This window comes from Nocardia suismassiliense (assembly GCF_900269665.1).
GTDB lineage: Bacteria > Actinomycetota > Actinomycetes > Mycobacteriales > Mycobacteriaceae > Nocardia > Nocardia suismassiliense.
Window position 1 is genome coordinate 2,683,020 of the sequence record NZ_LT985361.1, and the last position, 20,849, is coordinate 2,703,868.

Genomic DNA, 20,849 nt, shown 5'->3' on the forward strand with positions numbered 1-20,849 from the left:
CAACCGCGGTCCGCAGCGCCGCGACGTCGGCGGCCAGTGGTCGATCAGCGGATCGGCGCCCACACCTGTCCGGTGAAGCTCACGTCTGTGACACCTTTGGCGGAGATGAGGAACGATCCGATCGTGAGCTGCCCGACCCGGGTCTTGTCGGGGTTCTTCGGATCTCGCACGCGCAAACACAACTCACTGCCGGGTTTCATTTCCGTCCACTTGATCTGAGTCCGGGAGTACGACTGGCTGCGACAGGTCCGGTACGTCGCGCTGACACCGTCGGCTAGCAGCACCAGCTGCACACCTCCGAGATGGTCCTGGCCTACCGTTAGATAGTTGATGTCATTCGGCCAGTTGCCTAAGTCCCAGGGATCTTTATCGAGGTCTTTGGTCTGGCTCCAGGGTTGAGAGTCGCGAAAAGTACCCGTGGAGAATGGAAGCGGTGACTCCTCATCGGGTGGCGTAGTGGTCGGCACCGTGGTCGAGGTAGGGCTGCTCGGGCCGCCGGGCACAGAGCTAGGTGGTGTCGGGCTCGTACCACTCGTCGTACCGTTCGAGCTCGAGCACTCCTGGACGCCGAAGATGATGGCGACCACCAAGCCTGCGGCGGTGAGCAGTGCACCTATCTTCTGCCAGTCCCGGACAGTAGATCCGGGTTCGCCACCCGGATCGTTGCTTCCCGGTCCACCGTTGCCCTCTCCGGTCCCACTTCCGACCGACACCGTGTTCCCCCACTATTCGAGACGTATGACCTCGGCGCCTGCGAGGCGTCGGCAGCTAACCTAGCTCGAAACAATCACGACCGGGCGATAGCCGCGAAATCTCTTCGTGCGCATGCGCGGTCGTTTGTCGAACACCGGCCCAATCGGACGGAATCACCACGACAACCGCACCGGAGGAAGTGCCCTGACGGTGCAGGTCCTACAAATGCCGGCGAGCTCCGACAGCGGCGTTGCTCGAAGAGTGGTGGACCACCGTGCGCTACAGACAGCTCCGCCGACCAGCGATTCTGCTGGTCGGCGGGCTATGGCTGGGGTAGCTCAGCTGGCGGCGGTGTGCGGGATGCGAGTTGCTTCTTCGCGGGGCGCGCCGCTGGGCACGTTCTTCTTGAGGCTGGCGGCGTAGACGTCCACGTATTCCTGGCCGCCGAGTTGCATGAGCTCGTACATGACCTCGTCGGTGACGGCGCGCTCGACGAAGCGGTTGCCGCCCATCCCTTCATAGCGGGAGAAGTCGATGGGGGTGCCGAATTTGACGGTGACCTTGCGGCGACGCCAGCGGAAGGGTCCGGGCGGGCTCACCTGGTCGGTGCCGATGACGGCGACCGGGATGACCGGGACGCCGGTCTCCAGCGCGAGGCGGGCCAGGCCGGTCTTGCCCTTGTACAGGCGGCCGTCGGGGGAGCGGGTGCCCTCGGGGTAGAGGCCGACGAGGCGGCCCTGGTCGAGCAGTTTGCGGGCGGCGTTGAGGGCGTCCTCGGCGGCGTCGGCGCCGGTGCGGTCGATCGGGAACTGTCCGGTGGTGGTGAAGAACCACTTCTGGAAGGCGCCCTTGATGCCCGGGGTGTTGAAATACTCGGCCTTGGCCAGGTAGTTGATGCGACGGGGACTCATCAGCGGAGCGAACAGCCAATCCGCGAAGGAGAGATGGTTACCCGCCATGATCGCAGGGCCGTCCGCCGGAATGTTCTCTACGCCCTCGACCGTTGGCCTGTTGTAGAGATGCATGAACGGTCCCAGCAGCGCGTACTTCAGCAGCCAGTAGAACATGACGTCCTTCCCCCGGACCGGGATAGAGGCGGGCACCTGCGTCAGTTGCCGACTTTACCGCTGGTGCCAGATCACATCCAACCGCAGCGGCGAATCTCACCACACTCTGCCATGAGCACGCGGATACGCCGTAATCGGTGACCGGCAGCTGATTCCTCGGCGGCCGGATCGGGGAGGTCATCGGCGACCGAAGCAAAGTCTTCGACCACCGAATACCACTGCCGCAGGCGATGAAACGTCGACTGTCCGGGGAAAGCTCAGTGGCTGCGGGCTACTCGGGAGGACTTGCGTTCGCTTTCGATGAGTGCGGCGCGGGCCAGGTCGGCGGCGCCGATCATGCCCGCGGCTTCGCCGAGCTGGGTGGTGCGGATCCGGGCCAGCGGGCGGTGACCCGCACCGGTGACCGAGCGAGCGTATTCCTCGCGCGCCTCGTCCAGGAAGAGCGGCGCGGAGCTGCTGACGCCGCCGGCGATGACGACCAGGTCGGGGTCGAAGATGTCGCTGACGAAGGCCAAGCCGAGCCCGAGCCAGCGGGCGAAATCCTCCATGACGCGGACGGCGAGCGGGTCGCCGTCTTGTGCGGCATTGGCAACGCGGCGGCCGGTGAGTGAACCGGGATCGCGGAAGACATCCCTGGCCAGGACCGAGCGGACCGGATCGGTGGCCAGCATCTCGATCGCGGTGTCGGCGAGTGCCGTTCCGCTGCAATACCTTTCCCAGCAGCCGCGTTTGCCGCACGGGCAGGCGCGACCCTGCGGCACGACCTGCAGGTGCCCGAGTTCCGGTGCGACGCCGTGCGTTCCGCGATACAGCTGGCCGTCGATGAGTAGCGCGGCGCCGATGCCGGTGCCGATCGCGACGAGCACCACGTTGTGGCCGCCCGCCGCCGCGCCGAATCGATACTCGGCCCACATGGCGGCGTTGGCGTCGTGCTCGAGGATGACGGGAAGCTCGAGGCGTTCGGTGAGCCGCTGCGCGACGGGGGTGTCCTGCCAGGGCAGGTGCGGTGCGAAACGCACGGTGGAGCGGTCGCCGTTGATGAACCCGGCGACGGCCAGACCGACCGCGCCGATCGGGTGCCGTGCGCACAGCTCGCGGACGGAGCGGGCGAGTGCGTCCTCGAGCGCCTTGGCGGAGTGCGGGGTCGGTGCTTGCACGGTGTCGAGGACCTCACCGCTGGTGTCGATCACGGAGGCGCGAATGTTGGTGCCGCCGACGTCGATTCCGACGGTCAGCGGTCGCGCACCTGCTATGCGGTGCGTCATGCCTTGATCGTCACGGGAATGCTGACATAGCGGGAGCGGGTGCTCGTCCGCGATGTGTGGTGTCCGGCAGCGGGTTCCGCGCCGGTCGACGTCGAATCCGTTGGCACGCCGTGATTGTGCTGGTGGCGGGCGTGGTCGGACTCGGGCATGACCGGCTCGACCGGTACCCCGGCCAACGCCTCACGCAGCACCGTCACGATCGCGGTGCCGTGATCGGCCACCGACTGGAGCACCTCGTGGTGCTGACCGCGCATCAACGCGGCTGCCGCGCAGACGGGACACCAGTTGCAGCTCGACCACTCGACCTGCCCGTCGGCCGCTTGGCGCAACACCGGTTCCACGCGCTCGAGCACGGATTCGGCGAGCAGCTTCAGCTCGGCGGCGAACTCGGCGAGGCCGTCGATCGGGTCGTCTTCCGCGGCAGCGCCTTTCGACCGGCCACTGGATTGCGAGTGCGACCCGGCATCGGCTGCGTCGGCGTCCTGGGCAGCACGACCCGAGTCACCTGCAGTCCGATCACCGGGCGTAGCAGCTTCTTCGGCATTGCGGCCCGGACTGTCGGCAGTGCTCAGTCCGTCGACGTCCTGATCGGAACCATGCGCAGTCGGATCGCCGCTGGCATCCCGGTCCCCGGCGTCGGAACCCCGCGTGCCCTGACTCTCGGCAGACTCGTCCCGTCCACCACGACGGAAGAACCCACCGCTCCGCTCACTCATCGCCGCTACCTTCCGGCCATAAGTCCGGGTCGGGCCGGAATCGCACCACGAGCTGACCACCGTCGAGTTCGGCGCCGTCGACCGTGCACCGCCGCAATACCGGCGCAAGGCGAACTCGCCGCCGGACACCGTCCGCTCCCACGATCAAATCGTCCTCCACTCGGCCAAGTCGCAGTGTCGCCGCATCGACAACGGGCAGGGGCATCCGCAGTGTGTATATCGCGTGCAGACCGCTGCCTGATTCCCATCGAACCATCGGTTCGCCGGAACTCGCGTCAACCTCCGTCGGACTGTCGCTCAGCATAAAGGCTGGGTCGCCGGTGTTCCTGTCCGAGTCCACCGCGTACGACAGGGCCGCGAGCGAGGTCAGTCCGATCGGTTCCGGTCCGGTGTGCTGTGCGATCAGGACGGGGATACCCGGCATCGCGCGTTCTAATTCGGCGATCGCGGCCAGCTGTTCGGCGCGCCGGTTCAGATACCAGTGCACCGCGGGGTGCGCGCTGTCGAGCGGGGCGGCGGGGTCGAGGGGCGTGGTCGGCGGCAGCACCTTGTTGACCACCACCGCGTCCAGCCGCAAGCCGAGCAACGTGGCGGCGGAGCGCACCCGTTCGGATTCGGCGAGCGTCACCCGCTCGGCGACGGTGATCAGGCGCGCGCCGGTGCGCCGATGGTCGGCGAGCAGATCGCGGACCTCGGTGACCGCCTTGACGATCCGTTCGACGGTCGCGGCCAGCACGGCGCGGCGCAGGTCGGTGCCGACCGTGCTCATCGCTCTGGCGTGCGGCGGCCAGACCCGCTCCAGATAACCGAGCAGGGTGTCCGGCGCGGTGATGATGCGCAGCATGTCGGCCGAGGGCGGGCAGTCGATGACGATCACGTCCCAGTCGTCCTCGTTGGCGAACTGGGTGATCTCGACGAGCATCAGCAGTTCCTGCACGCCGGGCAGGCCGGTCAGTTCGGCGGGGTCCAGGGCGGCGAGATCGATGCCGTGGTCGTGACCGGTGCCCGGCGACAGCACGCGGACCACGTCGCGAAACCGATCCTCCAGCAGCGCAAGGGAATCCACCTCGATCACGTCGAGACCGGGCAGCACGGTGGCGATCCCGGTGACGGTGCCCGGATCGTGCGGGAAACGGAAGCCGAGCGCGTCGCCGAGCGAATGCGCCTGGTCGAGCGAGGCGACCAGCACACGGCGGCCCGATCTGGCATAGGACATGGCGGTGGCACACGCCAGCGTCGTCTTGCCTACCCCGCCTTTGCCGATGAACAGTTCGACACGGGTCGTGTGCGTCGTCAGCCTTCGACCCGTTTCTTCAGTTCTTTCAGCGCGGTATCGGTGATCACCTTCTCGGCTTTGCGTTTGAACATGCCGATCATCGGGATGTTCAAGTCGACGGTCAGCGTGTAGACGACCTCGGTGTGACCGTTGGGCTGATCGATGAGTTCGTAGGTGCCGTTCTGCGCTTTCTGCAGCTCACCGCTGACCAGCGTCCAGCTGACCGCCTTGTTGTCCGGGCGCCAGGTATAGGAGAGGACGTAGCTGTCCTTCACCACGCCCGCGTCCAGGACGAATCGCGCGGTGCGCGCCCGGCCGTCCGGGTCTTTGTCCTGTACTTCCACCGATTTCGCCGCCGCGACCCACTCGGGGTAGGACTCCAGGTCGGCGATGACGGACATCACCTGCTGCGACGGGGCCTCGATGATGATCGACCTCTGGGTCCTGTCGGCCATAGCGGACAGCTGTTCCTTTCAGCGTCGGTGCTGGTGACGGCAGCCGGCGGCGTGCGCGTCAGGAGGCGTGGGCAGGTGCGACACCGGCCGGGCGACCTGCCTCCAGCCGGGATTTCAGTTCGAACGACATGTTGCGGCCGGCGACCCGGCGCGCGCGGTTGGCGGCGGCCGCGCGGCTCGCCGGCAGGGCGGGCTGCGGTTCGGCGTGCAGGAAGTAGTGCACGATGACGCCGTCGAGTGCGGGCTGCAACCAGACCTCCATGGTGCCGTCCAGCGCGCCGGACACGGTCCAGCGGATTCCCTTGTCGCCGCGGTCTTCCCGGACGACCAAGGTCAGGTCCGGCCACCAGCGGCGCCAATTGTTCTGGGCCGCGAGGATATCGGCGACGGCGGTTCCCGGCGCGGCGACGAACGTCTGGTCGGCGACCTGGATCGTAGTCACGACTCCACCTCGCTAGCGTGCGTGCCCACCGGCGCTGCGTCCATGCTTCGCTGCCTCACGCCGCTGAGCCTAATGGATGACCTGCCCCGGCGACGCCTCGCTCCGCTCGCCTTGCGGCACGCGGCGTGGGCTGCGCCATCCGCTGGCTTCCGTCGGCCCCTCGTGCCTGGTGAGACAGCACCGCCGGATCCCGGAAATCGGCGGAGCTGGCGGTCACCGCAGTAGGTGCCGGAGCCGGGCACCGTGGGAATCCCAGCGCCAGTGTTCCTCCACGAAGGCGCGCCCAGCGGCACCCATCCGCGCGGCCGCGTCGCGATCGGAGAGAATATCGACCAGCGCGTCGGTGATCTGCTGTGCGGAGCGGCCGTCCACGACGCGCCCGGTTTCCCCTTCGATGACGGTTTCCGGTGCGCCACCGGACCGGCCCGCGACCACGGGCACGCCGGAGGCGGACGCTTCGAGATAGACGATGCCGAGCCCTTCGACGTCCAAGCCTGCACCACGGGTGCGGCACGGCATGGCGAACACATCGGCCAGCGTGTGGTGGGCGGCCAGCTCACCGGACGGTACGCGCCCGGTGAAGATGACATCGTCCTCGACCCCGAGGGCGACGGCGAGTTGGCGCAGCTTTTCCTCGTAAGGTCCGCCGCCCGCGATCACCAGCACGGCACCGGGCACGCGGGTACGGATCTCGAGCATGGCGACGATCAGCGCGTCCTGACCTTTGCGGGGGACCAGGCGGGACAGGCACAAAATAGTCGGCCGGTCGTCGAGCCCGTATCGGTCGCGCAGTTCCGCGCGCGCGGCCGGGTCGGGCCGGAACTCGTCGGTGTCCACACCCGGCGGCAGATACTCCAACGCCGCATTGCGCCCGAACGCCGACGCGAACCTGCCCCGGGTGTACTTGCTGACGTAGGTGACCACGTCGGTGTGCTCACCGATCTGGCGCAGCGCCTGCCTGCCGCCGGGCAGCATGGACCAGCCGACCTCGTGCCCGTGCGTGCTGGCCAAAATGCGCTCGGCACCCGCGCGGCGCAGCACCGGCGACATGAGCGCGAGCGGCGCGGCGGCGCCGAACCACACGGTGTCGCACTTCTCGCTGCGCAGCAGGCGCGCGGCGCGGCGCATCACCAGCGGGGTCGGCAGCATCAGCGTGGTGGGGTGGCGGACCACCTGAAACTTCTGCTTGGCATCGAACTTCAGATGGCTGTCGCCGCGCCAGCGCGGGGCGTAGACCACGAGATCATCCGGCGGCAGCTGCCCGGCCAAGGCCTGCAGATAGGACTGAATACCACCCGGCCGCGGCGGGAAATCATTGGTCACCAGCAGAGTTCGGGCCATGGTGACAACCTACTGTGTGCGATTTGCCGCGCCGCCGCGGCGTGTTCGTGGCCGCCGGGTGACTCGCGGTGCGGCTCAGATCGTCTGCGCGGACAGCCAATTACGCCAGTCGGCGACGAATTCGGTGCGGTTGAGGCCGAGCACGGTTTGCAGAATCTGATCTTCGGTCGCCGGGGTCTGGCGGTCGGCGGCGATCCGGCGGTAGAGCTCGACCAAGCGGGGTTCGTCGTATTTGTCGGCGAGGTAGGCGCAGACGGACCAGGCTTGTTCGTAGCTGGCGGCGGCGTCGGGGCCGGTGAAGCCGGCGTCGGCGGGGAGGTCGCCCGGGAGGGCGTGCAGCCGGGCCCGCGCGGTGAGGCTCGGGGCGATGTCGGCGAAGGGGCGGCCCTGGTCGCGGTGGGCGGTGTAGTCGGCGAAACCTTCGAGCATCCACAGGGGCGCACCGTCACGGGTGTCGGCGCGGGTGGCGATGTGGGTGAGTTCGTGGCGGAGCAGGGTGCGCAGACCATCCGGGTCGAGGCGGCGGCCCGCGTCGGGGCTGAACACGATGCGCTGTCCGGTCGGCTGGCTGCCCGGCGCGAAGGGGTCGGCGACGGAGGCAGCAGCGACCTCGGCCGACATGGTGGCACCCGCGTGCACCAGGCCGGCGAACTCCGAGGGGGACGAGGCGACGACGACCGTGCTGGCCTGCGCCCAGTCCGTGCCCCACACCTCGGTGACCGCGGTGGTCGCGGCGGCGAGTTCACGCTCCAGGACGTCGATTTCGATGCGCTGCGCCGGATGGCCGACGACCAGGGATTGTTGTCCGTCGCCGGTGCTCACCTGGCGGGCGACGATCGGGCCGAACGGTTCGATGCTGCGGCGCACCTCGGCGAGTCGCGGGTCGGTGGCCGGAGCTTGGCCGACGGCGTCGGTCGCCTCTGCCGCATGCGGTTTCGGCAGTGCCGAGTTCGGCAGCATTACCAGCGCGCCGCAGAGACCGGTCAGCGTGACCATCATCGCGACGGTGAGGCAGAACTCGAATCGTCGCCGCGCCGACCACCACTCGCGAAGGCCCCGCAGCCCACTCATGACTCCACCTCGTGACGTGCGCCCGCAGCCGAGATCACCCCGGCGGGGAAAGGGTTGGACAGGTCATGTCCATTCATAGGTGTTCAGTATCGCCGAGCGGAGTTGTACGGCGTGGTGCTCATGGGTGCCACGGCGACCGGGACACCGAAGGTGGAGGCGTGCAACATGAGTCCGTTGCCCGCGTAGATGCCGACGTGAGAGATCTCGGGGTAGAAGAACACGACGTCGCCGGGTTGCAGATCGTCCTTGGCGACGGGCGTGCCGTAAGACGCCTGCGCCGAACTGGTCCGCGGCACGTTCTTGCCGACCTGCTTGAACGCCCACTGCACGAGCCCTGAGCAGTCGAACTGGTTCGGGCCGGTCGCGCCCCAGACGTACGGGTCGCCGATGCGGGTGAGACCTGCGGCCAGGGCGCTGGTGCCGCTGCCGGGGACCAGGCCTTGCAGCAGGGTGTCGCGGTCGAAGCCGGGCGGGAAGGGCGAGCCGGCCAGCGCGGACTTGTCCCTGGTGGACAGCGAGCCCCACGCCTGCACCACCTGCGCGATGGCGCCGCCGAGGTCGCTGCGTTTGCGTTCCAGGTCGGCGCGCACCGAGTCGGCCTTCTGGGCGGCCGCGTGGGCTTCGTCGGCGGCTCGGCGCGCGACGGTCTCGGCCGCGTCGGCGGCGTCGGTCGCGACCTTGTACTGGTCCAGCTGCGCGGAGGTCTGCGCGGCGAGCACGTCCAGGGTGGACATCTGGTCGAGCAGTTGCTGCGGGGAATCGCTGACCAGCACGGCGAACAGCCGGTTGGTGCGCGCGCCCTGGTAGGCGGCGATCGCGGTGCGGTCGATGATCGGCTGGTACTTGCGCACCTCGTCGCGGGCCCGGTTCACCAGCTCGGTGCTGGCGGCGAGCTTGGTGTCGGCGTCCTGCTGGATCGCGAGCTTGGCGTCGAGATCGGTCTGCGCGACGAGGGCCTGCTCGTTGAGCTGCTCGGACTGGCGCGAGAGGTCGATCATGCGCTGCACGGCCTCGCTGGCTGTGCTCGGTAGCGCGACCGGATCAGCACCGGCCGGACCGCCACCGTAGAGGGCGGTGGTGGCCAGCACTCCGGCCGCCAGGACGCCGCCCACCAGACGTCGTGTGCCATGTCTCCGGTGTGCTGCCACAGCGTGCCGTGCCCCGCTCTCTGGTGAAACGATCTCTCTGGAACCGACGATCTGACCGACGAGCGCCTTCCTCGCGAAACGAGGTTTGCGAACTGCGTGCCTCGGGTAATTCGAGAAGGTCTCGATTAGGTTACGGAACGGCCTGCGTCTGTGTCCAGTAGAGAACGAAATGATCACAGCGGCCGTCCGGTGGTCGGGCCGCGACGTACGGCCCGACCAGCGGTTCGTCAGAAGCGACGGGCTCCGGCGATCGGCATCGAGGAGATGGGTGCCACCTGCACGGGCGTGCCGGAGGTGGCCGCGTGCACCACGTTGCCGTCGCCGGCGTACAGGCCGGAGTGGCCGCCGCCGTAGAACGACACCAGGTCGCCCGGCTGCAGGTCGTCGATCGACACGGGGCTACCCGCGGACAGCTGGGCGCCGCTGGTGCGCGGCAGCTCCAGGCCGGCCTGCTCGTAGGACCACTTCACCAGGCCGGAGCAGTCGAAGGCGTTCGGGCCCGCGGCGCCGTACACGTACGGGGCGCCGAGCTTGCTCATGGCGGCGTCGAGGGCTTCCTCGCCGACCGTGCGCTTCGGGGCGACGAACGGCAGCGGCGCCTGGCCGGGCAGCTCGACGCCCGGGATGCCCTGCGGGATCTGGATCTCGTTCGGCACCTCGAAGGTGCCGATACCGGGGATGGTCACCGGCTGCGCCGATGCGGGGGCGGCCGGAAGCAGGAACGCGCCGATGGTGGCAGCGCCGACGGCCCCGGCGGCGACGGCACGCTGCGCCGAACGCTTGACGGATTTGGTCGTCATGATGCGGTACTCCCAATCTGCCCCACGACGCCGCACCCTGACTGGTGCCGCGGACTTCGTGTCGTTCACACCGAGTTGGTGCGTCGGACTCCGTGAGGTCTCGAAAAGGTTACGAACACATCACGGGGGTTTGTAAAGCCCGGCTCCGGCGAAATGCGTGGGCGCGCGTGAATTCACGCTTAATCAGTGTGAGATATGTCCCAGCAATCACGAAACGATAACGAAGCGCTTTTATGGACGAGCGTCTCGTTCGTTATCTCGGTCAGCGATGCCATGGCCACTCGGTGGTCCGGTGTGAACCGATTGGACATTTCCCCAGGTCGCTCCGTTCATCTCGCCGACATGTACGGGTCGGGGACCGACCGGTCGGCCAACCCGCTGTGATCGGTCACAGTGAGCGGGAAGCGGCCCGCCCGGGCTGCTCGACACGCCCGAGCGATTGATACGGTTTATGCAACGATGTGAGCTGTGTCACTTTTCGGCGTTCTAGATCATTTCCTGGGTATCTCGACGTAAATACGCACGGTGTAATTCGGACATTTTGCTGAGGTTTTCGTGTGCGGCGAAGCATGCCCGCGCGAGCCCCGTCCTTGTCGGACCCCCCGCCTACGCTCCAGCCCGTGTCCGACCCCGCGCCACGCAAAGCCGCCGCTCAGCAGTTGGTCTTCGACGACCTCGACACGCCGCTGTTCGACACCACCTTCGTCGTCGTCGACCTGGAGACCACGGGGACCAGTCCGGGCGCCGACGCGATCACCGAGATCGGCGCGGTCAAAGTGCGCGGCGGCGAGGTGCTCGGCGAGTTCGCCACCCTGGTCAACCCCGGGCGGGCGGTGCCACCGGCGATCGTGCAGGTCACCGGGATCACCACGGCCATGGTGTACGCGGCGCCCACCATCGCCTCGGTGCTGCCCGGTTTCCTCGAATTCGCCTCAGGCGCGGTGCTCGTCGCGCACAACGCGCGGTTCGACATGGCGTTCCTGCGCGCCGCCGCGGCCGCCTGCGACACCGCGTGGCCCACCGCGACGGTGTTGTGCACCGTGAAGCTGGCCCGGCGGGTGCTCGGGCGGGACGAGGCGCCGTCGGTCCGGTTGAGCGCGCTGGCCCGGCTGCTCGGCGCGAGCACCCAGCCGACGCACCGGGCGCTGGACGACGCGCGAGCGACCGTCGACGTGCTGCACGCGCTGATCGCCCGGGTCGGCAATCAAGGCGTGCACAGCCTCACCGAGTTGGTCGACTACCTGCCCGACGTCACCCCGCGCCAGCGCGCGAAGCGGTTCCTCGCCGCCGACCTGCCCGCGAGTCCCGGCGTGTACCTGTTCCGCGGCCCGGCCGACGAAGTCCTCTATATCGGTACCGCGGTGAATCTGCGGCGCCGCGTGCGCAACTACTTCACCGGTTCGGAGACGCGCGGCCGGATGAAAGAGATGGTCGCCCTGGCCACCCGGGTCGACCATGTGGTGTGCGCGCACGCGCTGGAAGCCGGTGTGCGCGAGCTGCGACTGCTCGTCGCGCACACGCCGCCCTACAACCGTCGCTCCAAGTTTCCGAAGCGGGCATGGTGGATCACGCTCACCGACGAGCCCTTCCCGCGATTCTCGGTCGTTCGCACGCCGAACCGAGATGCGCTGGGGCCGTTCAACTCTCGCGCCGACGCGGCCGAACTGGCGCTGATCATCGCCGAGTACACCGGCTTGCGCACCTGCGCCACCCGGCTGCCCAGAAGCGGTGTGCACGCCTGCCCGCCGGCGGTCGTCGGCGGCTGCCCGGCGGCCGTCGCCGGGACTCCTATTAATACAGAGGAATACGCGCCGACCCCCGCCCTGGTCCGCGCACTGTTCGCGGGTTACTCCGATGCCCCACTCCGCTCGATGCTCGACCGCATCGAAACCTACTCCCGCGCCGAGCATTTCGAGGCCGCCGCCCGGCTGCGCGACCGCGTCGTCGCCGTCATCCGCGCCCTGCACCGCACCCAGCGCCTCGCCGCCGTCGCCCGCATCGCGGAGCTGATCGCCGCCCACCCGGACGGCGCGGGTGGATGGGAGTTCGCGGTCATCCGCTACGGCCGCCTCGCGGGCGCGGGGACCGCGCCCCGCGGCGTGCCGCCGATGGTCGTCGTGGAACAGATCGTCGCTTCCGCCGAAACCGTGATCCCCGAAGGAGGGATGGGGGTCGGCATTCAGGAGCAGATCGCCGACCTCCCGGCCGAAGTCGGCTCCGCCCCCAGCGGTGGAGTGCCCGCGCCCCACACCGCCGCACCATCGCCTCCCGAATCGGGGCCTGCCGCCTTGCCGCCTGCCGGATCGGGGGCTGCCGTCTTGCGGCCTGCCGAGCCGGCGTCGGCCGCCTTGCCGCCTGCCGGGCCGGGGCCGGCCGCCTTGCCGCCTGCCGGGCCGGGGCCGGCCGCCCTGCCGCCTGCCGGGCCGGGGTCTGTCGCCTTGCCGCGTGCCGAGGCGGGACCGGCCGCCTTGCCGCCTGCCGAGCCGGAGCTCGACGCTGCCCCGCCCATCGCGCCGGGGGATTGGGTGCCGGTGAATGTGCCGCCGTTGCGCGGGGCCTCGCCGGAGGAGGCGGCGCTTGTTGCGCGGTGGTTGGCGCGGGCGGGGGTGCGGATCGTGCGGACGAGTGAGGGGTATCGGGAGCCGAGGTTCGGGGCGGGGCGGTGGTTGGGGTGGGCGGAGGTGGCGGATGCGGCGGCGCGGGCCCAACCCGCTGAGGAGGAGTACGTGGACCGCTTAGGCTGAGCGCATGATTACCGCGATCGTGCTCATTGACGCCGACAACGGCCGCATTCCAGAGACCGCGCAGGCCGTGGCGGACACCGAAGGTGTCGCCGAGGTGTATTCCTGCGCAGGCGATGTGGATCTGATCGCGATCGTGCGGGTGCGCGACCACGAACAGATCGCCGACGTGGTGACGGGCCGGATCGACAAGGTCGACGGTGTCGCCAGGACCATCACCCACATCGCGTTCAAGTCCTACTCCAGCGCCGACGTGGAAGCCGGGTTCTCGCTGGGGGAGTGAACCGGCGACGTCGCCGGGATCAGCGGATCATCGATTTGCCGGTATAGGTGCCGGTCGATCGGCCCGCGAGGATCCCGGAGGCGGCGCCCATGCACTGGGCGTTCATATAGATGGTCACCACACGGTCGCTCTTGTTGACGAATTTGCGTGGTGCATTGGGGCCGAGGTCGATGCAGCCGGACTGCCCGCCGTAGTCGGTGCCGTCGACGAGCAGTTCGCCCTCCGCCGCACCTGCCGTAGGGGCGGCGACACACACGGCCACCACTGAAAGCATCCCGAGTGCGACACGCACGCTGTGTTTCATGCTGCGCTCCTCGTCGGTCGAGGCCGGTCGACACGGGGCTCGCGCCGAGTCGGCCATGAAACGTACCGCTCCAGCTAACGCTCTAACCGCATCTTATGTCCTCTGGCTATCGCTGCGCGCAAGTATTTGCGACGCACTCCGATCGGCTGTGAAGCGTGAATGCAGCCGACGCGGTCAGCGATTGCCGAGCGTGACGGTCAACTTCGCCCAATTGTCGAGCAGCGCAGCCGCCTTACCCGAATCAATGGCCTCGGCAGCCCGCTCGATGCCCCCAGCCAGCGCGTCGTGCACGTCGGCCGCGTAGTCGACGGTCCCTTGGGACAGGTCGTAAGCCACTATGGCCGCCGCCGAGTTCACCAGCACCGCGTCCCGCACCGCACCGGCGGTTCCGGCGAACACACTGCGCGCCACACCCGCATTGACCGCGGAGTCACCGCCGCGCAACGCCTCCAGCCCGACGCGCGCGATACCGAGGCGAGTCGGATCGATGGTGGCCTCCCGCATCTGCCCACCGGACACCACCCACACCGCCGTCGTGTCGGAGGTGGTGATCTCGTCGAGCCCATCGTTGCCCCGCACCACCAGCGCGCTCGCCCCGCGCCCGGCAAAAACACCTGCGATCACCGGAAGCAGATCGGCGAACGCACACCCGACCAGCCCGGCGCGCGGCTGCGCCGGATTCGTCAGCGGCCCGAGCACATTGAAGACAGTAGGAATGCCGATTTCCTTGCGCGCCGCACCCGCGAAACGCAGCGCGGGATGGAACACCGGTGCGAAACAGAAGCCGATGCCGACCTCCCGCACACAGCGCGCCACCGCCTCCGGCCCCAGCGCCAACCGCACCCCGAGCGCCTCCAGCACGTCGGCGCCGCCGCTCTTGGACGAGGCGGCCCGGTTGCCGTGCTTGACCACCGGCACCCCGGCCGCGGCCACCACGATCGAGGACATGGTGGAGATGTTCACCGAACCGGATCGGTCACCGCCGGTGCCGACGATGTCCACCGCGTCGCCGTCGATCCGCACCAGCCTGGCGTGGTCGAGCATGCCGGTGGCGAGGCCGGTCAGTTCGGCGGGTGTCGGGCCCTTGATCTTCATGGCGACGCCGAACGCCGCGATCTGGGCGGAGGTGGCGTTGTCCGACATGATCTCGTCCATCGCCCAAGCCGTGTCGTCCGCGGCCAGGTCGCCACCGTCGGCGAGGGTTCCGAGCACCTGGGCCCAGCTGCGCACGTTCATGTCTTGCTTCTCCCGTCACACTGGTTTCACACCAGTTTGTCGCGAAGCAGCTTACTGCGCGCTGTCGGGGCAGAGCCCGTCCTTAAAGTTGTTCGCTGGTGGCCCGCGGTTGCAGCGCGTCCCACCCATCGGCGGTCCCGTCGTGCCGCCGCGCCAACCCCGCCCTCCGCGACCGCTCCTGCGAACAGTGCAACGCGTCGAGCACCTGCACCCGCTGCAGAATCACCGTCTCCAGCGCATCGGTCCCCGGCCCGCCGACCCGCGGCGCCGGCGCGTATCCGTCCTGCGCCGCGATCGCGCACACCGTTTCGACCTGCGCAGGCGGTATCCGCAGGTGATGGCGCAGCACCGCTTCCGCATCCGGCGTCAGCTCAGTGGCCCGCGCCAAGGCCGCCGAACAGGCCTCGGCGTCATCGAAACTCGCCGCGACCACCACCAGATCCGCCCGGCTCGGATCCAGCGGCGCCGGACCGCCGCGCCCGAACCATCGACGCCATCCACGCGCTGCCACATCGCCTCCATCTCAGCTTTTACTTACGCACACCTGTCATGCTGTGCTCCGGCTACCTGTCGGCACGCGGACCCCGACCGGTAAACACGTCCCGACCGACGCCGCCACACCACGAGCGGGCCCGCTCCAACACGCCGAGCCCTGGTCGAGAGGCTGTCTGTCCGTGGGTTTTCCGACACGGAGGCACAAGTTTCGCACCCGGGTACTTGTGTCGTACTACGACGAGTCATACTTACCCCCGTGACGACCGCAGTAGGGACCCCCGGATCGGCCATTACCCAGCGTGTGCACTCGCTGAATCGGCCCAACATGGTCAGCGTCGGTACCATCATCTGGCTGTCCAGCGAGTTGATGTTCTTCGCCGGCCTCTTCGCGATGTATTTCGTCGCGCGCGCCCAGGCGCATGGTGTCTGGCCGCCGGAACCGACCGAGTTGAATCTCAAGCTCGCCGTGCCGGTCACTACCGTGCTGGTCGCGTCGTCGTTCACCTGCCAGATGGGCGTGTTCGCCGCGGAGCGTGGCGACGTGTTCGGCCTGCGCCGCTGGTACGTGGTCACCCTGATCATGGGCACGATCTTCGTACTCGGTCAGGGCTACGAGTACATGAACCTGGTTCACGAGGGCACCTCGGTCTCGAGCAGCGCCTACGGCTCGGTGTTCTACATCACCACCGGTTTCCACGGTTTGCACGTCATCGGCGGTCTGATCGCGTTCGTATTCCTGCTGATCCGCACCAAGGGCAGTAAGTTCACCCCCGCGCAGGCGACCGCCGCGATCGTCGTCTCGTACTACTGGCACTTCGTCGACATCGTGTGGATCGGGCTGTTCGCCACGATCTACTTCGTCCGCTGAGTCGGGCATACCTCAGTCTTTTGCACACGTCGGTTCCGTCTACTCCAAAGGGACACAGATGAGTTCATCTCCCCCGTCAGCGCCAGAGCCCGCAAGCAACGGGAACGGCGAGGCCAGCAAGACACGCAGGCAGCGCCGCGTTCGCCGTCGCATCGCGGGCGGGCTCGCGCTGTTGGTGGGCCTCGTCGGAGCAGGCTTCCTGGCAGCGGCTTTGACGCCGGACCCGCAGGTCGCGACCGCGAACCAGGATTCCTCGGCGCTGATCCGCGAGGGCCAGCAGCTCTACGACACCTCCTGCATCACCTGCCACGGCGCGAACCTGCAGGGTGTCCAGGACCGCGGCCCCAGCCTCATCGGTGTCGGTGAGGCCGCCGTCTACTTCCAGGTGTCTTCCGGCCGCATGCCGATGGCCCGCAACGAGGCCCAGGCGATGCGCAAGCCACCGAAGTTCGACGAGCACCAGACCGACGCGCTGATGGCGTACGTGGCGGCCAACGGTGGCGGCCCGAGCGTGGTGCGCGACGCGAACGGCGAGATCGCCCAGGAGTCGCTGCGCGGCCCCGACATCGCCCGCGGTTCGGAGTTGTTCCGGATGAACTGCGCCTCCTGCCACAACTTCACCGGTCGCGGCGGCGCGCTGTCCTCCGGTAAGTTCGCGCCTCCGCTGGCGCCGGCGAACGAGCAGCAGGTCTACGACGCGATGCTCACCGGCCCGCAGAACATGCCGAAGTTCTCCGACCGGCAGCTGTCGCCGGAAGAGAAGCGCGACATCATCGCCTACGTCATGAACGCCAAAGAGGAGAACGCCCCCGGCGGCTGGGACCTCGGCGGCTTCGGACCCGCGACCGAAGGTCTGGTCATGTGGGTGATCGGTATCACGGCGGTCGTCGGTGCCGCGATTTGGATCGGTTCGAGGTCATGACGGATAAGAAGGAGCCAAACGACATGGGTCGGCCGGATGAGGGCCACGACGGCGGCGAGCCGTCGAACGTATCCACGGGCCACGGTTCCCACGAGGTGGTCGCCGGCTCCGACGGCCACGCCGTGGCGGAGTCCGGCAGCCACGCGCTGAAGAAGGACTACACCGAGGCCGAACTCGACGCGATGAGCCGCGACGAGCTGGTCAAGCTCGGCACCGAGCGCGACGGCGTCGACGTCGCCTACCGGCGCGAGCGGTTCCCGGTTCCGGGCACCCGCGCCGAGAAGCGCGCCGAGCGCGCGGTCGCTTTCTGGTTCGCCGTCTCCGGCATCGCCGCGGCGGCGCTGGTCGGCGTCTACCTGTTCTGGCCTTGGCAGTTCAAACCCTCCGACGACGAGGGGCACACGGCCTACTCGCTGTTCACCCCGCTGGTCGGCGTCACCTTCGGTGTCTCGGTGCTGGTCATCGGTGTCGCGGTGGTGCTGATCCGCAAGCTGTTCATCCCCGCCGAGCTGTCCATCCAGGACCGCCACGACGGCCCGTCGCCCGAGGTCGAGCGACGCACGCTGGTCGCCGAGCTGCAGGACGCGCTGGACACCTCCACGCTGGCCCGCCGCAAGATGATCACGCGGACCGCGGGCGCCGGTGTCGGTGTGCTCGGTATCGGCGCGCTGCTGGTCTTCGTCGGCGGCATGGTGAAGAACCCGTGGGCCAAGGGCGACAAGTCGCCGCTGTGGGTCTCCGGCTGGACCCCGGACTTCCCGGGCGAGACCATCTACATCCGCCGCGACACCGGTCGCCCGGAGGACATCGTGCTGGTCCGCCCCGAGGACATGGACGCGGGCGGCATGGAGACGGTGTTCCCGTGGAAAGAGAAGTGGCGCGGCGACGAGCACGCCACGCTGCAGTCGCTGCGCGGTATCCGCAACTCGGTCATGCTGATCCGCCTGCGCACCGAAGACGCGCAGAAGGCGATCAAGCGTAAGGGCCAGGAGAGCTTCAACTACGGCGACTACTTCGCCTACTCGAAGATCTGCACCCACCTCGGTTGCCCGACGTCGCTGTTCGAGTCGCAGACCAACAAGATCCTCTGCCCCTGCCATCAGTCGCAGTTCCTGGCGACCGAATGGGGTAAGCCGGTCTTCGGTCCCGCCGCTCGCGCACTGCCGCAGCTGCCGATCACCGTCAACTCCGAGGGCTACCTCGTCGCCAACGGCGACTTCATCGAGCCGCTCGGCCCGGCCTACTGGGAGCGTCGTTCATGAGTATCGCAACCCAAGCCAACGAGATGGACGAGCGGTATCAAGCCGCCGCGTTCATGAAGCGGTCGATCAACAAGGTCTTCCCGACCCACTGGTCGTTCCTGCTCGGTGAGATCGCGCTGTACGCGTTCATCATCCTGCTGCTGTCGGGTGTCTACCTGACGCTGTTCTTCGATCCGTCGATGACCGAGGTCGTCTACAACGGCTCCTACCAGCCGTTGCGCGGCGTCACCATGTCGCGGGCCTACGAGACCTCGCTCGACATCACCTTCGAGGTGCGTGGCGGTCTGTTCGTCCGCCAGGTGCACCACTGGGCCGCGCTGCTTTTCGCGGCGTCGATCATCGTTCACCTGTTCCGCATCTTCTTCACCGGCGCGTTCCGCAAGCCGCGTGAGGCGAACTGGGTGATCGGCTCGCTGCTGCTGATCCTGGCCATGTTCGAGGGCTTCTTCGGTTACTCGCTGCCCGACGACCTGCTGTCCGGCACCGGCCTGCGGGCCGCGTTCGGCGGTATCACGATGAGTATCCCGATCGCGGGCACCTGGATGCACTGGCTGATCTTCGGCGGGGACTTCCCCGGCACGATCATCATTCCGCGCCTCTACATCGCGCACGTGCTGCTACTGCCCGGCATCATCCTCGCGTTGATCGCCGCGCACGTGGCGCTGGTCTGGTACCAGAAGCACACCCAGTTCCCCGGACCCGGCCGCACCGAGAACAACGTGGTCGGCGCCCGCATCATCCCGGTGTTCGCCGCCGACCAGGGCGCGTTCTTCGCGTTTACCCTCGGCATCGTCGGCATCATGGGCGGTCTGTTCCAGATCAACCCGATCTGGAACCTGGGCCCGTACAACCCGTCTCAGGTCTCGGCGGGTTCGCAGCCCGACTTCTACATGATGTGGACCGACGGCCTGGCCCGGCTCATGCCGCCGTGGGAGCTGTACCTGGGTCGCTACACGGTGCCCGCCGTGTTCTGGGTGGCGCTGATCATGGGCCTGGTGTTCACGGTGCTGATCATGTACCCGTGGATCGAGAAGCGGCTGACCGGCGACACCGCCGGTCACAACCTGCTGCAGCGTCCGCGCGACGTGCCGGTCCGTACCGCGATCGGCGCCATGTCGATCGGCTTCTACGTGGTGCTCACCCTGTCGTGTGTCAACGACATCGTGGCGCTGAAGTTCGACATCTCGCTGAACGCCACCACCTGGATGGGCCGCATCGGCATCCTGGTCGTGCCGCCGGTCGCGTACTTCGTGGCGTACCGGTTCTGCATCGGCCTGCAGCGCGCCGACCGTCAGGTGCTCGAGCACGGCATCGAGACCGGTGTGGTCAAGCGACTGCCGCACGGTGAGTACATCGAGGTGCACCAGCCGCTCGGCCCGGTCGACGACCACGGCCACCCGATCCCGCTGGAGTACCAGGGCGCGACCGTCCCGAAGAAGATGAACAAGCTCGGTTCCGCGGGCAAGCCCGGCACCGGCAGCTTCCTGCGCCCCGACCCGTGGCAGGAGAGCGAGCAGCACTTCGAGACCGAGCACGCCGAAGAGCACAAGCAGCTCAAGGTGCTGCAGGCGCGTCAGGAGAAGGAACTCGGTGGCAAGCACAGCCACTGACAGCTGAACAACAAAGGCCCCGAGTCGGTTTCGACTCGGGGCCTTTGCTTTTGGTCTACAACCGCGGTGTGCTGCGGCGGGAGGCTTCGATGGCCTCGAACTTGGCCAGGTTGTGGCGGGGGGGGGGGGGGGGGGGGCCCGTCTCTTTTACAAAACTCCCCGCCCCCCCGGACCCACCAAAAATCCTATTCCCGCCTTTTCTTTTAAAAAAAAAAAAAAAAACACAACTCAACACAACTATCCTTTCTTGCTCTTTCATAAATGCTCCTTCCCTCCGCCGTCAGTTCACTCTATATCTACCGTGNGGGGGACGGGGGGTAGTTCGGGGCGGCCGTGGGCTTCCCAGTGCTGGCGCAGTTCGTTGGTGTAGCGGGGGAAGGCGGTGGGGAGGTCGACCATGGAGCCCCAGAGTTGGCACAGTGCGACGTGGTCGTAGGCGCCGACCCAGGCCCACAGCTCGGGCACCACGGATGAGCGCGGCACCAGGAACTTGTACAGGTCGTCGCGGATCTGCTTCCTGCTGCGCCACAGCGGCGAGGACGGCGAGGGCAGCTGCGGCAGCACGTGCCTGCGCACCCACGGGCCGGCCCGCTCGGGATCGAATTCGGTGGACACCGCGTAGTATTCGCGCCCGTCCTCGCACACCACACCGATGGAGACCAGGTCGATGACGACCCCGTCCTCGATGAATTCGCAGTCGTAAAAGTATCGAAGCGAGATCGGTCTACTCCTCAGCAATTCGGTATGGCGCCGGATCGGTCGGGCGTACTTCCGAACAATCACCCTATGTGGAATAGGGGCCGGATCGGCAGCCGGGCTCGGATCCGCGGATCGATCACCGGGGTGGTGGTCAG

General features: G+C 67.9%; 20 protein-coding genes and 1 pseudogene. 6 read left to right on the plus strand and 15 right to left on the minus strand.

Annotated features, from left to right (window positions below):
* Nucleotides 1-44: 44 nt before the first annotated feature.
* From DBO33_RS42710 to DBO33_RS12135, 11 genes are all read right to left on the minus strand, one after another.
* On the minus strand, nucleotides 45-467 hold the full coding sequence (locus tag DBO33_RS42710; RefSeq protein ID WP_159080225.1) for a hypothetical protein: 423 nt from the start codon (nucleotides 465-467) through the stop codon (nucleotides 45-47).
* Nucleotides 468-1,031: 564 nt separating this feature from the next.
* The gene (locus DBO33_RS12090) at nucleotides 1,032-1,760 is read right to left on the minus strand and encodes a lysophospholipid acyltransferase family protein (protein ID WP_107655113.1); all 729 of its coding nucleotides are present in this window, start codon (nucleotides 1,758-1,760) and stop codon (nucleotides 1,032-1,034) included.
* 257 nt (nucleotides 1,761-2,017) lie between these two features.
* Nucleotides 2,018-3,025 (minus strand): ROK family glucokinase, encoded by a 1,008-nt coding sequence (locus DBO33_RS12095; RefSeq protein WP_107655114.1) that lies wholly within the window; start codon nucleotides 3,023-3,025, stop codon nucleotides 2,018-2,020.
* Nucleotides 3,022-3,741 carry a hypothetical protein gene (locus DBO33_RS43945; protein WP_234390796.1) on the minus strand — a complete coding sequence of 240 codons (720 nt, stop codon included), beginning with the start codon at nucleotides 3,739-3,741 and terminating at the stop codon, nucleotides 3,022-3,024. Before DBO33_RS43945 ends, DBO33_RS12095 begins: the two co-directional genes overlap by 4 nt.
* Entirely contained in the window at nucleotides 3,734-5,038 is a 1,305-nt protein-coding gene (locus DBO33_RS12105) for an ArsA family ATPase (RefSeq protein ID WP_234391351.1), read from the minus strand. Before DBO33_RS12105 ends, DBO33_RS43945 begins: the two co-directional genes overlap by 8 nt.
* Complete coding sequence (locus DBO33_RS12110; protein WP_107655116.1) at nucleotides 5,035-5,472, minus strand: SRPBCC family protein; 438 nt, start codon at nucleotides 5,470-5,472, stop codon at nucleotides 5,035-5,037. The genes DBO33_RS12105 and DBO33_RS12110 overlap by 4 nt, the downstream gene beginning before the upstream one ends.
* A gap of 58 nt (nucleotides 5,473-5,530) precedes the next feature.
* Nucleotides 5,531-5,914: a polyketide cyclase / dehydrase and lipid transport gene (locus tag DBO33_RS12115; RefSeq protein ID WP_107655117.1), complete on the minus strand. Its 384-nt coding sequence runs from the start codon at nucleotides 5,912-5,914 to the stop codon at nucleotides 5,531-5,533.
* Nucleotides 5,915-6,127: 213 nt separating this feature from the next.
* Nucleotides 6,128-7,255 carry a glycosyltransferase family 4 protein gene (locus DBO33_RS12120; RefSeq protein WP_107655118.1) on the minus strand — a complete coding sequence of 376 codons (1,128 nt, stop codon included), beginning with the start codon at nucleotides 7,253-7,255 and terminating at the stop codon, nucleotides 6,128-6,130.
* Nucleotides 7,256-7,330: 75 nt separating this feature from the next.
* The gene (locus tag DBO33_RS12125; protein WP_107655119.1) at nucleotides 7,331-8,326 is read right to left on the minus strand and encodes a hypothetical protein; all 996 of its coding nucleotides are present in this window, start codon (nucleotides 8,324-8,326) and stop codon (nucleotides 7,331-7,333) included.
* Between the two features lie 83 nt (nucleotides 8,327-8,409).
* Nucleotides 8,410-9,438, minus strand: coding sequence for an NlpC/P60 family protein (locus DBO33_RS12130; RefSeq protein WP_234390797.1), 1,029 nt, complete (start codon nucleotides 9,436-9,438; stop codon nucleotides 8,410-8,412).
* Between the two features lie 263 nt (nucleotides 9,439-9,701).
* Entirely contained in the window at nucleotides 9,702-10,274 is a 573-nt protein-coding gene (locus tag DBO33_RS12135) for a C40 family peptidase (RefSeq protein ID WP_107655121.1), read from the minus strand.
* Nucleotides 10,275-10,894: 620 nt separating this feature from the next.
* Here DBO33_RS12135 and DBO33_RS12140 point away from each other — a divergent pair.
* Nucleotides 10,895-13,018 (plus strand): DEDD exonuclease domain-containing protein, encoded by a 2,124-nt coding sequence (locus DBO33_RS12140; protein ID WP_107655122.1) that lies wholly within the window; start codon nucleotides 10,895-10,897, stop codon nucleotides 13,016-13,018.
* A 4-nt stretch (nucleotides 13,019-13,022) separates the two neighbouring features.
* Nucleotides 13,023-13,298 carry an Lrp/AsnC family transcriptional regulator gene (locus tag DBO33_RS12145; protein ID WP_107655123.1) on the plus strand — a complete coding sequence of 92 codons (276 nt, stop codon included), beginning with the start codon at nucleotides 13,023-13,025 and terminating at the stop codon, nucleotides 13,296-13,298.
* Between the two features lie 19 nt (nucleotides 13,299-13,317).
* Here DBO33_RS12145 and DBO33_RS12150 read toward each other — a convergent pair whose 3' ends face one another.
* The 3 genes from DBO33_RS12150 to DBO33_RS12160 all read right to left on the minus strand — a co-directional run bounded on the left by DBO33_RS12150 (nucleotide 13,318) and on the right by DBO33_RS12160 (nucleotide 15,349).
* Nucleotides 13,318-13,602 carry a hypothetical protein gene (locus DBO33_RS12150; RefSeq protein WP_107655124.1) on the minus strand — a complete coding sequence of 95 codons (285 nt, stop codon included), beginning with the start codon at nucleotides 13,600-13,602 and terminating at the stop codon, nucleotides 13,318-13,320.
* A gap of 174 nt (nucleotides 13,603-13,776) precedes the next feature.
* Entirely contained in the window at nucleotides 13,777-14,838 is a 1,062-nt protein-coding gene (gene trpD / locus DBO33_RS12155) for an anthranilate phosphoribosyltransferase (RefSeq protein ID WP_107655125.1), read from the minus strand.
* An 82-nt stretch (nucleotides 14,839-14,920) separates the two neighbouring features.
* Complete coding sequence (locus DBO33_RS12160; protein ID WP_107655126.1) at nucleotides 14,921-15,349, minus strand: hypothetical protein; 429 nt, start codon at nucleotides 15,347-15,349, stop codon at nucleotides 14,921-14,923.
* 240 nt (nucleotides 15,350-15,589) lie between these two features.
* Between DBO33_RS12160 and ctaE the strand changes: the two genes are divergently transcribed.
* The 4 genes from ctaE to qcrB are packed head-to-tail and all read left to right on the plus strand — an operon-like array spanning nucleotide 15,590 to nucleotide 19,995.
* Nucleotides 15,590-16,201 carry an aa3-type cytochrome oxidase subunit III gene (gene ctaE / locus DBO33_RS12165; protein ID WP_107655127.1) on the plus strand — a complete coding sequence of 204 codons (612 nt, stop codon included), beginning with the start codon at nucleotides 15,590-15,592 and terminating at the stop codon, nucleotides 16,199-16,201.
* Nucleotides 16,202-16,259: 58 nt separating this feature from the next.
* Nucleotides 16,260-17,123 carry a cytochrome bc1 complex diheme cytochrome c subunit gene (qcrC, locus tag DBO33_RS12170; protein WP_199856591.1) on the plus strand — a complete coding sequence of 288 codons (864 nt, stop codon included), beginning with the start codon at nucleotides 16,260-16,262 and terminating at the stop codon, nucleotides 17,121-17,123.
* 23 nt (nucleotides 17,124-17,146) lie between these two features.
* Nucleotides 17,147-18,385: a cytochrome bc1 complex Rieske iron-sulfur subunit gene (qcrA, locus tag DBO33_RS12175; RefSeq protein WP_267897882.1), complete on the plus strand. Its 1,239-nt coding sequence runs from the start codon at nucleotides 17,147-17,149 to the stop codon at nucleotides 18,383-18,385.
* Nucleotides 18,382-19,995: a cytochrome bc1 complex cytochrome b subunit gene (qcrB, locus tag DBO33_RS12180; protein WP_107655128.1), complete on the plus strand. Its 1,614-nt coding sequence runs from the start codon at nucleotides 18,382-18,384 to the stop codon at nucleotides 19,993-19,995. The genes qcrA and qcrB overlap by 4 nt, the downstream gene beginning before the upstream one ends.
* A 306-nt stretch (nucleotides 19,996-20,301) precedes the next feature.
* Here qcrB and DBO33_RS12185 read toward each other — a convergent pair.
* Nucleotides 20,302-20,715: pseudogene (locus DBO33_RS12185) on the minus strand (polyadenylate-specific 3'-exoribonuclease AS); the annotation flags it as partial.
* Between the last annotated feature and the right edge of the window lie 134 nt (nucleotides 20,716-20,849).

What these genes read in the sequence shown, in the direction of transcription:
- qcrA (WP_267897882.1), top strand. Translation starts at nt 17,147, where the DNA reads ATGGGTCGGCCGGATGAGGGCCACGACGGCGGCGAGCCGTCGAACGTA.
- DBO33_RS12125 (WP_107655119.1), bottom strand. Translation starts at nt 8,326, where the DNA reads ATGAGTGGGCTGCGGGGCCTTCGCGAGTGGTGGTCGGCGCGGCGACGA.
- DBO33_RS12145 (WP_107655123.1), top strand. Translation starts at nt 13,023, where the DNA reads ATGATTACCGCGATCGTGCTCATTGACGCCGACAACGGCCGCATTCCA.
- DBO33_RS43945 (WP_234390796.1), bottom strand. Translation starts at nt 3,741, where the DNA reads ATGAGTGAGCGGAGCGGTGGGTTCTTCCGTCGTGGTGGACGGGACGAG.
- qcrB (WP_107655128.1), top strand. Translation starts at nt 18,382, where the DNA reads ATGAGTATCGCAACCCAAGCCAACGAGATGGACGAGCGGTATCAAGCC.
- DBO33_RS12120 (WP_107655118.1), bottom strand. Translation starts at nt 7,255, where the DNA reads ATGGCCCGAACTCTGCTGGTGACCAATGATTTCCCGCCGCGGCCGGGT.
- trpD (WP_107655125.1), bottom strand. Translation starts at nt 14,838, where the DNA reads ATGAACGTGCGCAGCTGGGCCCAGGTGCTCGGAACCCTCGCCGACGGT.
- DBO33_RS12095 (WP_107655114.1), bottom strand. Translation starts at nt 3,025, where the DNA reads ATGACGCACCGCATAGCAGGTGCGCGACCGCTGACCGTCGGAATCGAC.
- DBO33_RS12090 (WP_107655113.1), bottom strand. Translation starts at nt 1,760, where the DNA reads ATGTTCTACTGGCTGCTGAAGTACGCGCTGCTGGGACCGTTCATGCAT.
- DBO33_RS12150 (WP_107655124.1), bottom strand. Translation starts at nt 13,602, where the DNA reads ATGAAACACAGCGTGCGTGTCGCACTCGGGATGCTTTCAGTGGTGGCC.
- qcrC (WP_199856591.1), top strand. Translation starts at nt 16,260, where the DNA reads ATGAGTTCATCTCCCCCGTCAGCGCCAGAGCCCGCAAGCAACGGGAAC.
- DBO33_RS12135 (WP_107655121.1), bottom strand. Translation starts at nt 10,274, where the DNA reads ATGACGACCAAATCCGTCAAGCGTTCGGCGCAGCGTGCCGTCGCCGCC.
- DBO33_RS12110 (WP_107655116.1), bottom strand. Translation starts at nt 5,472, where the DNA reads ATGGCCGACAGGACCCAGAGGTCGATCATCATCGAGGCCCCGTCGCAG.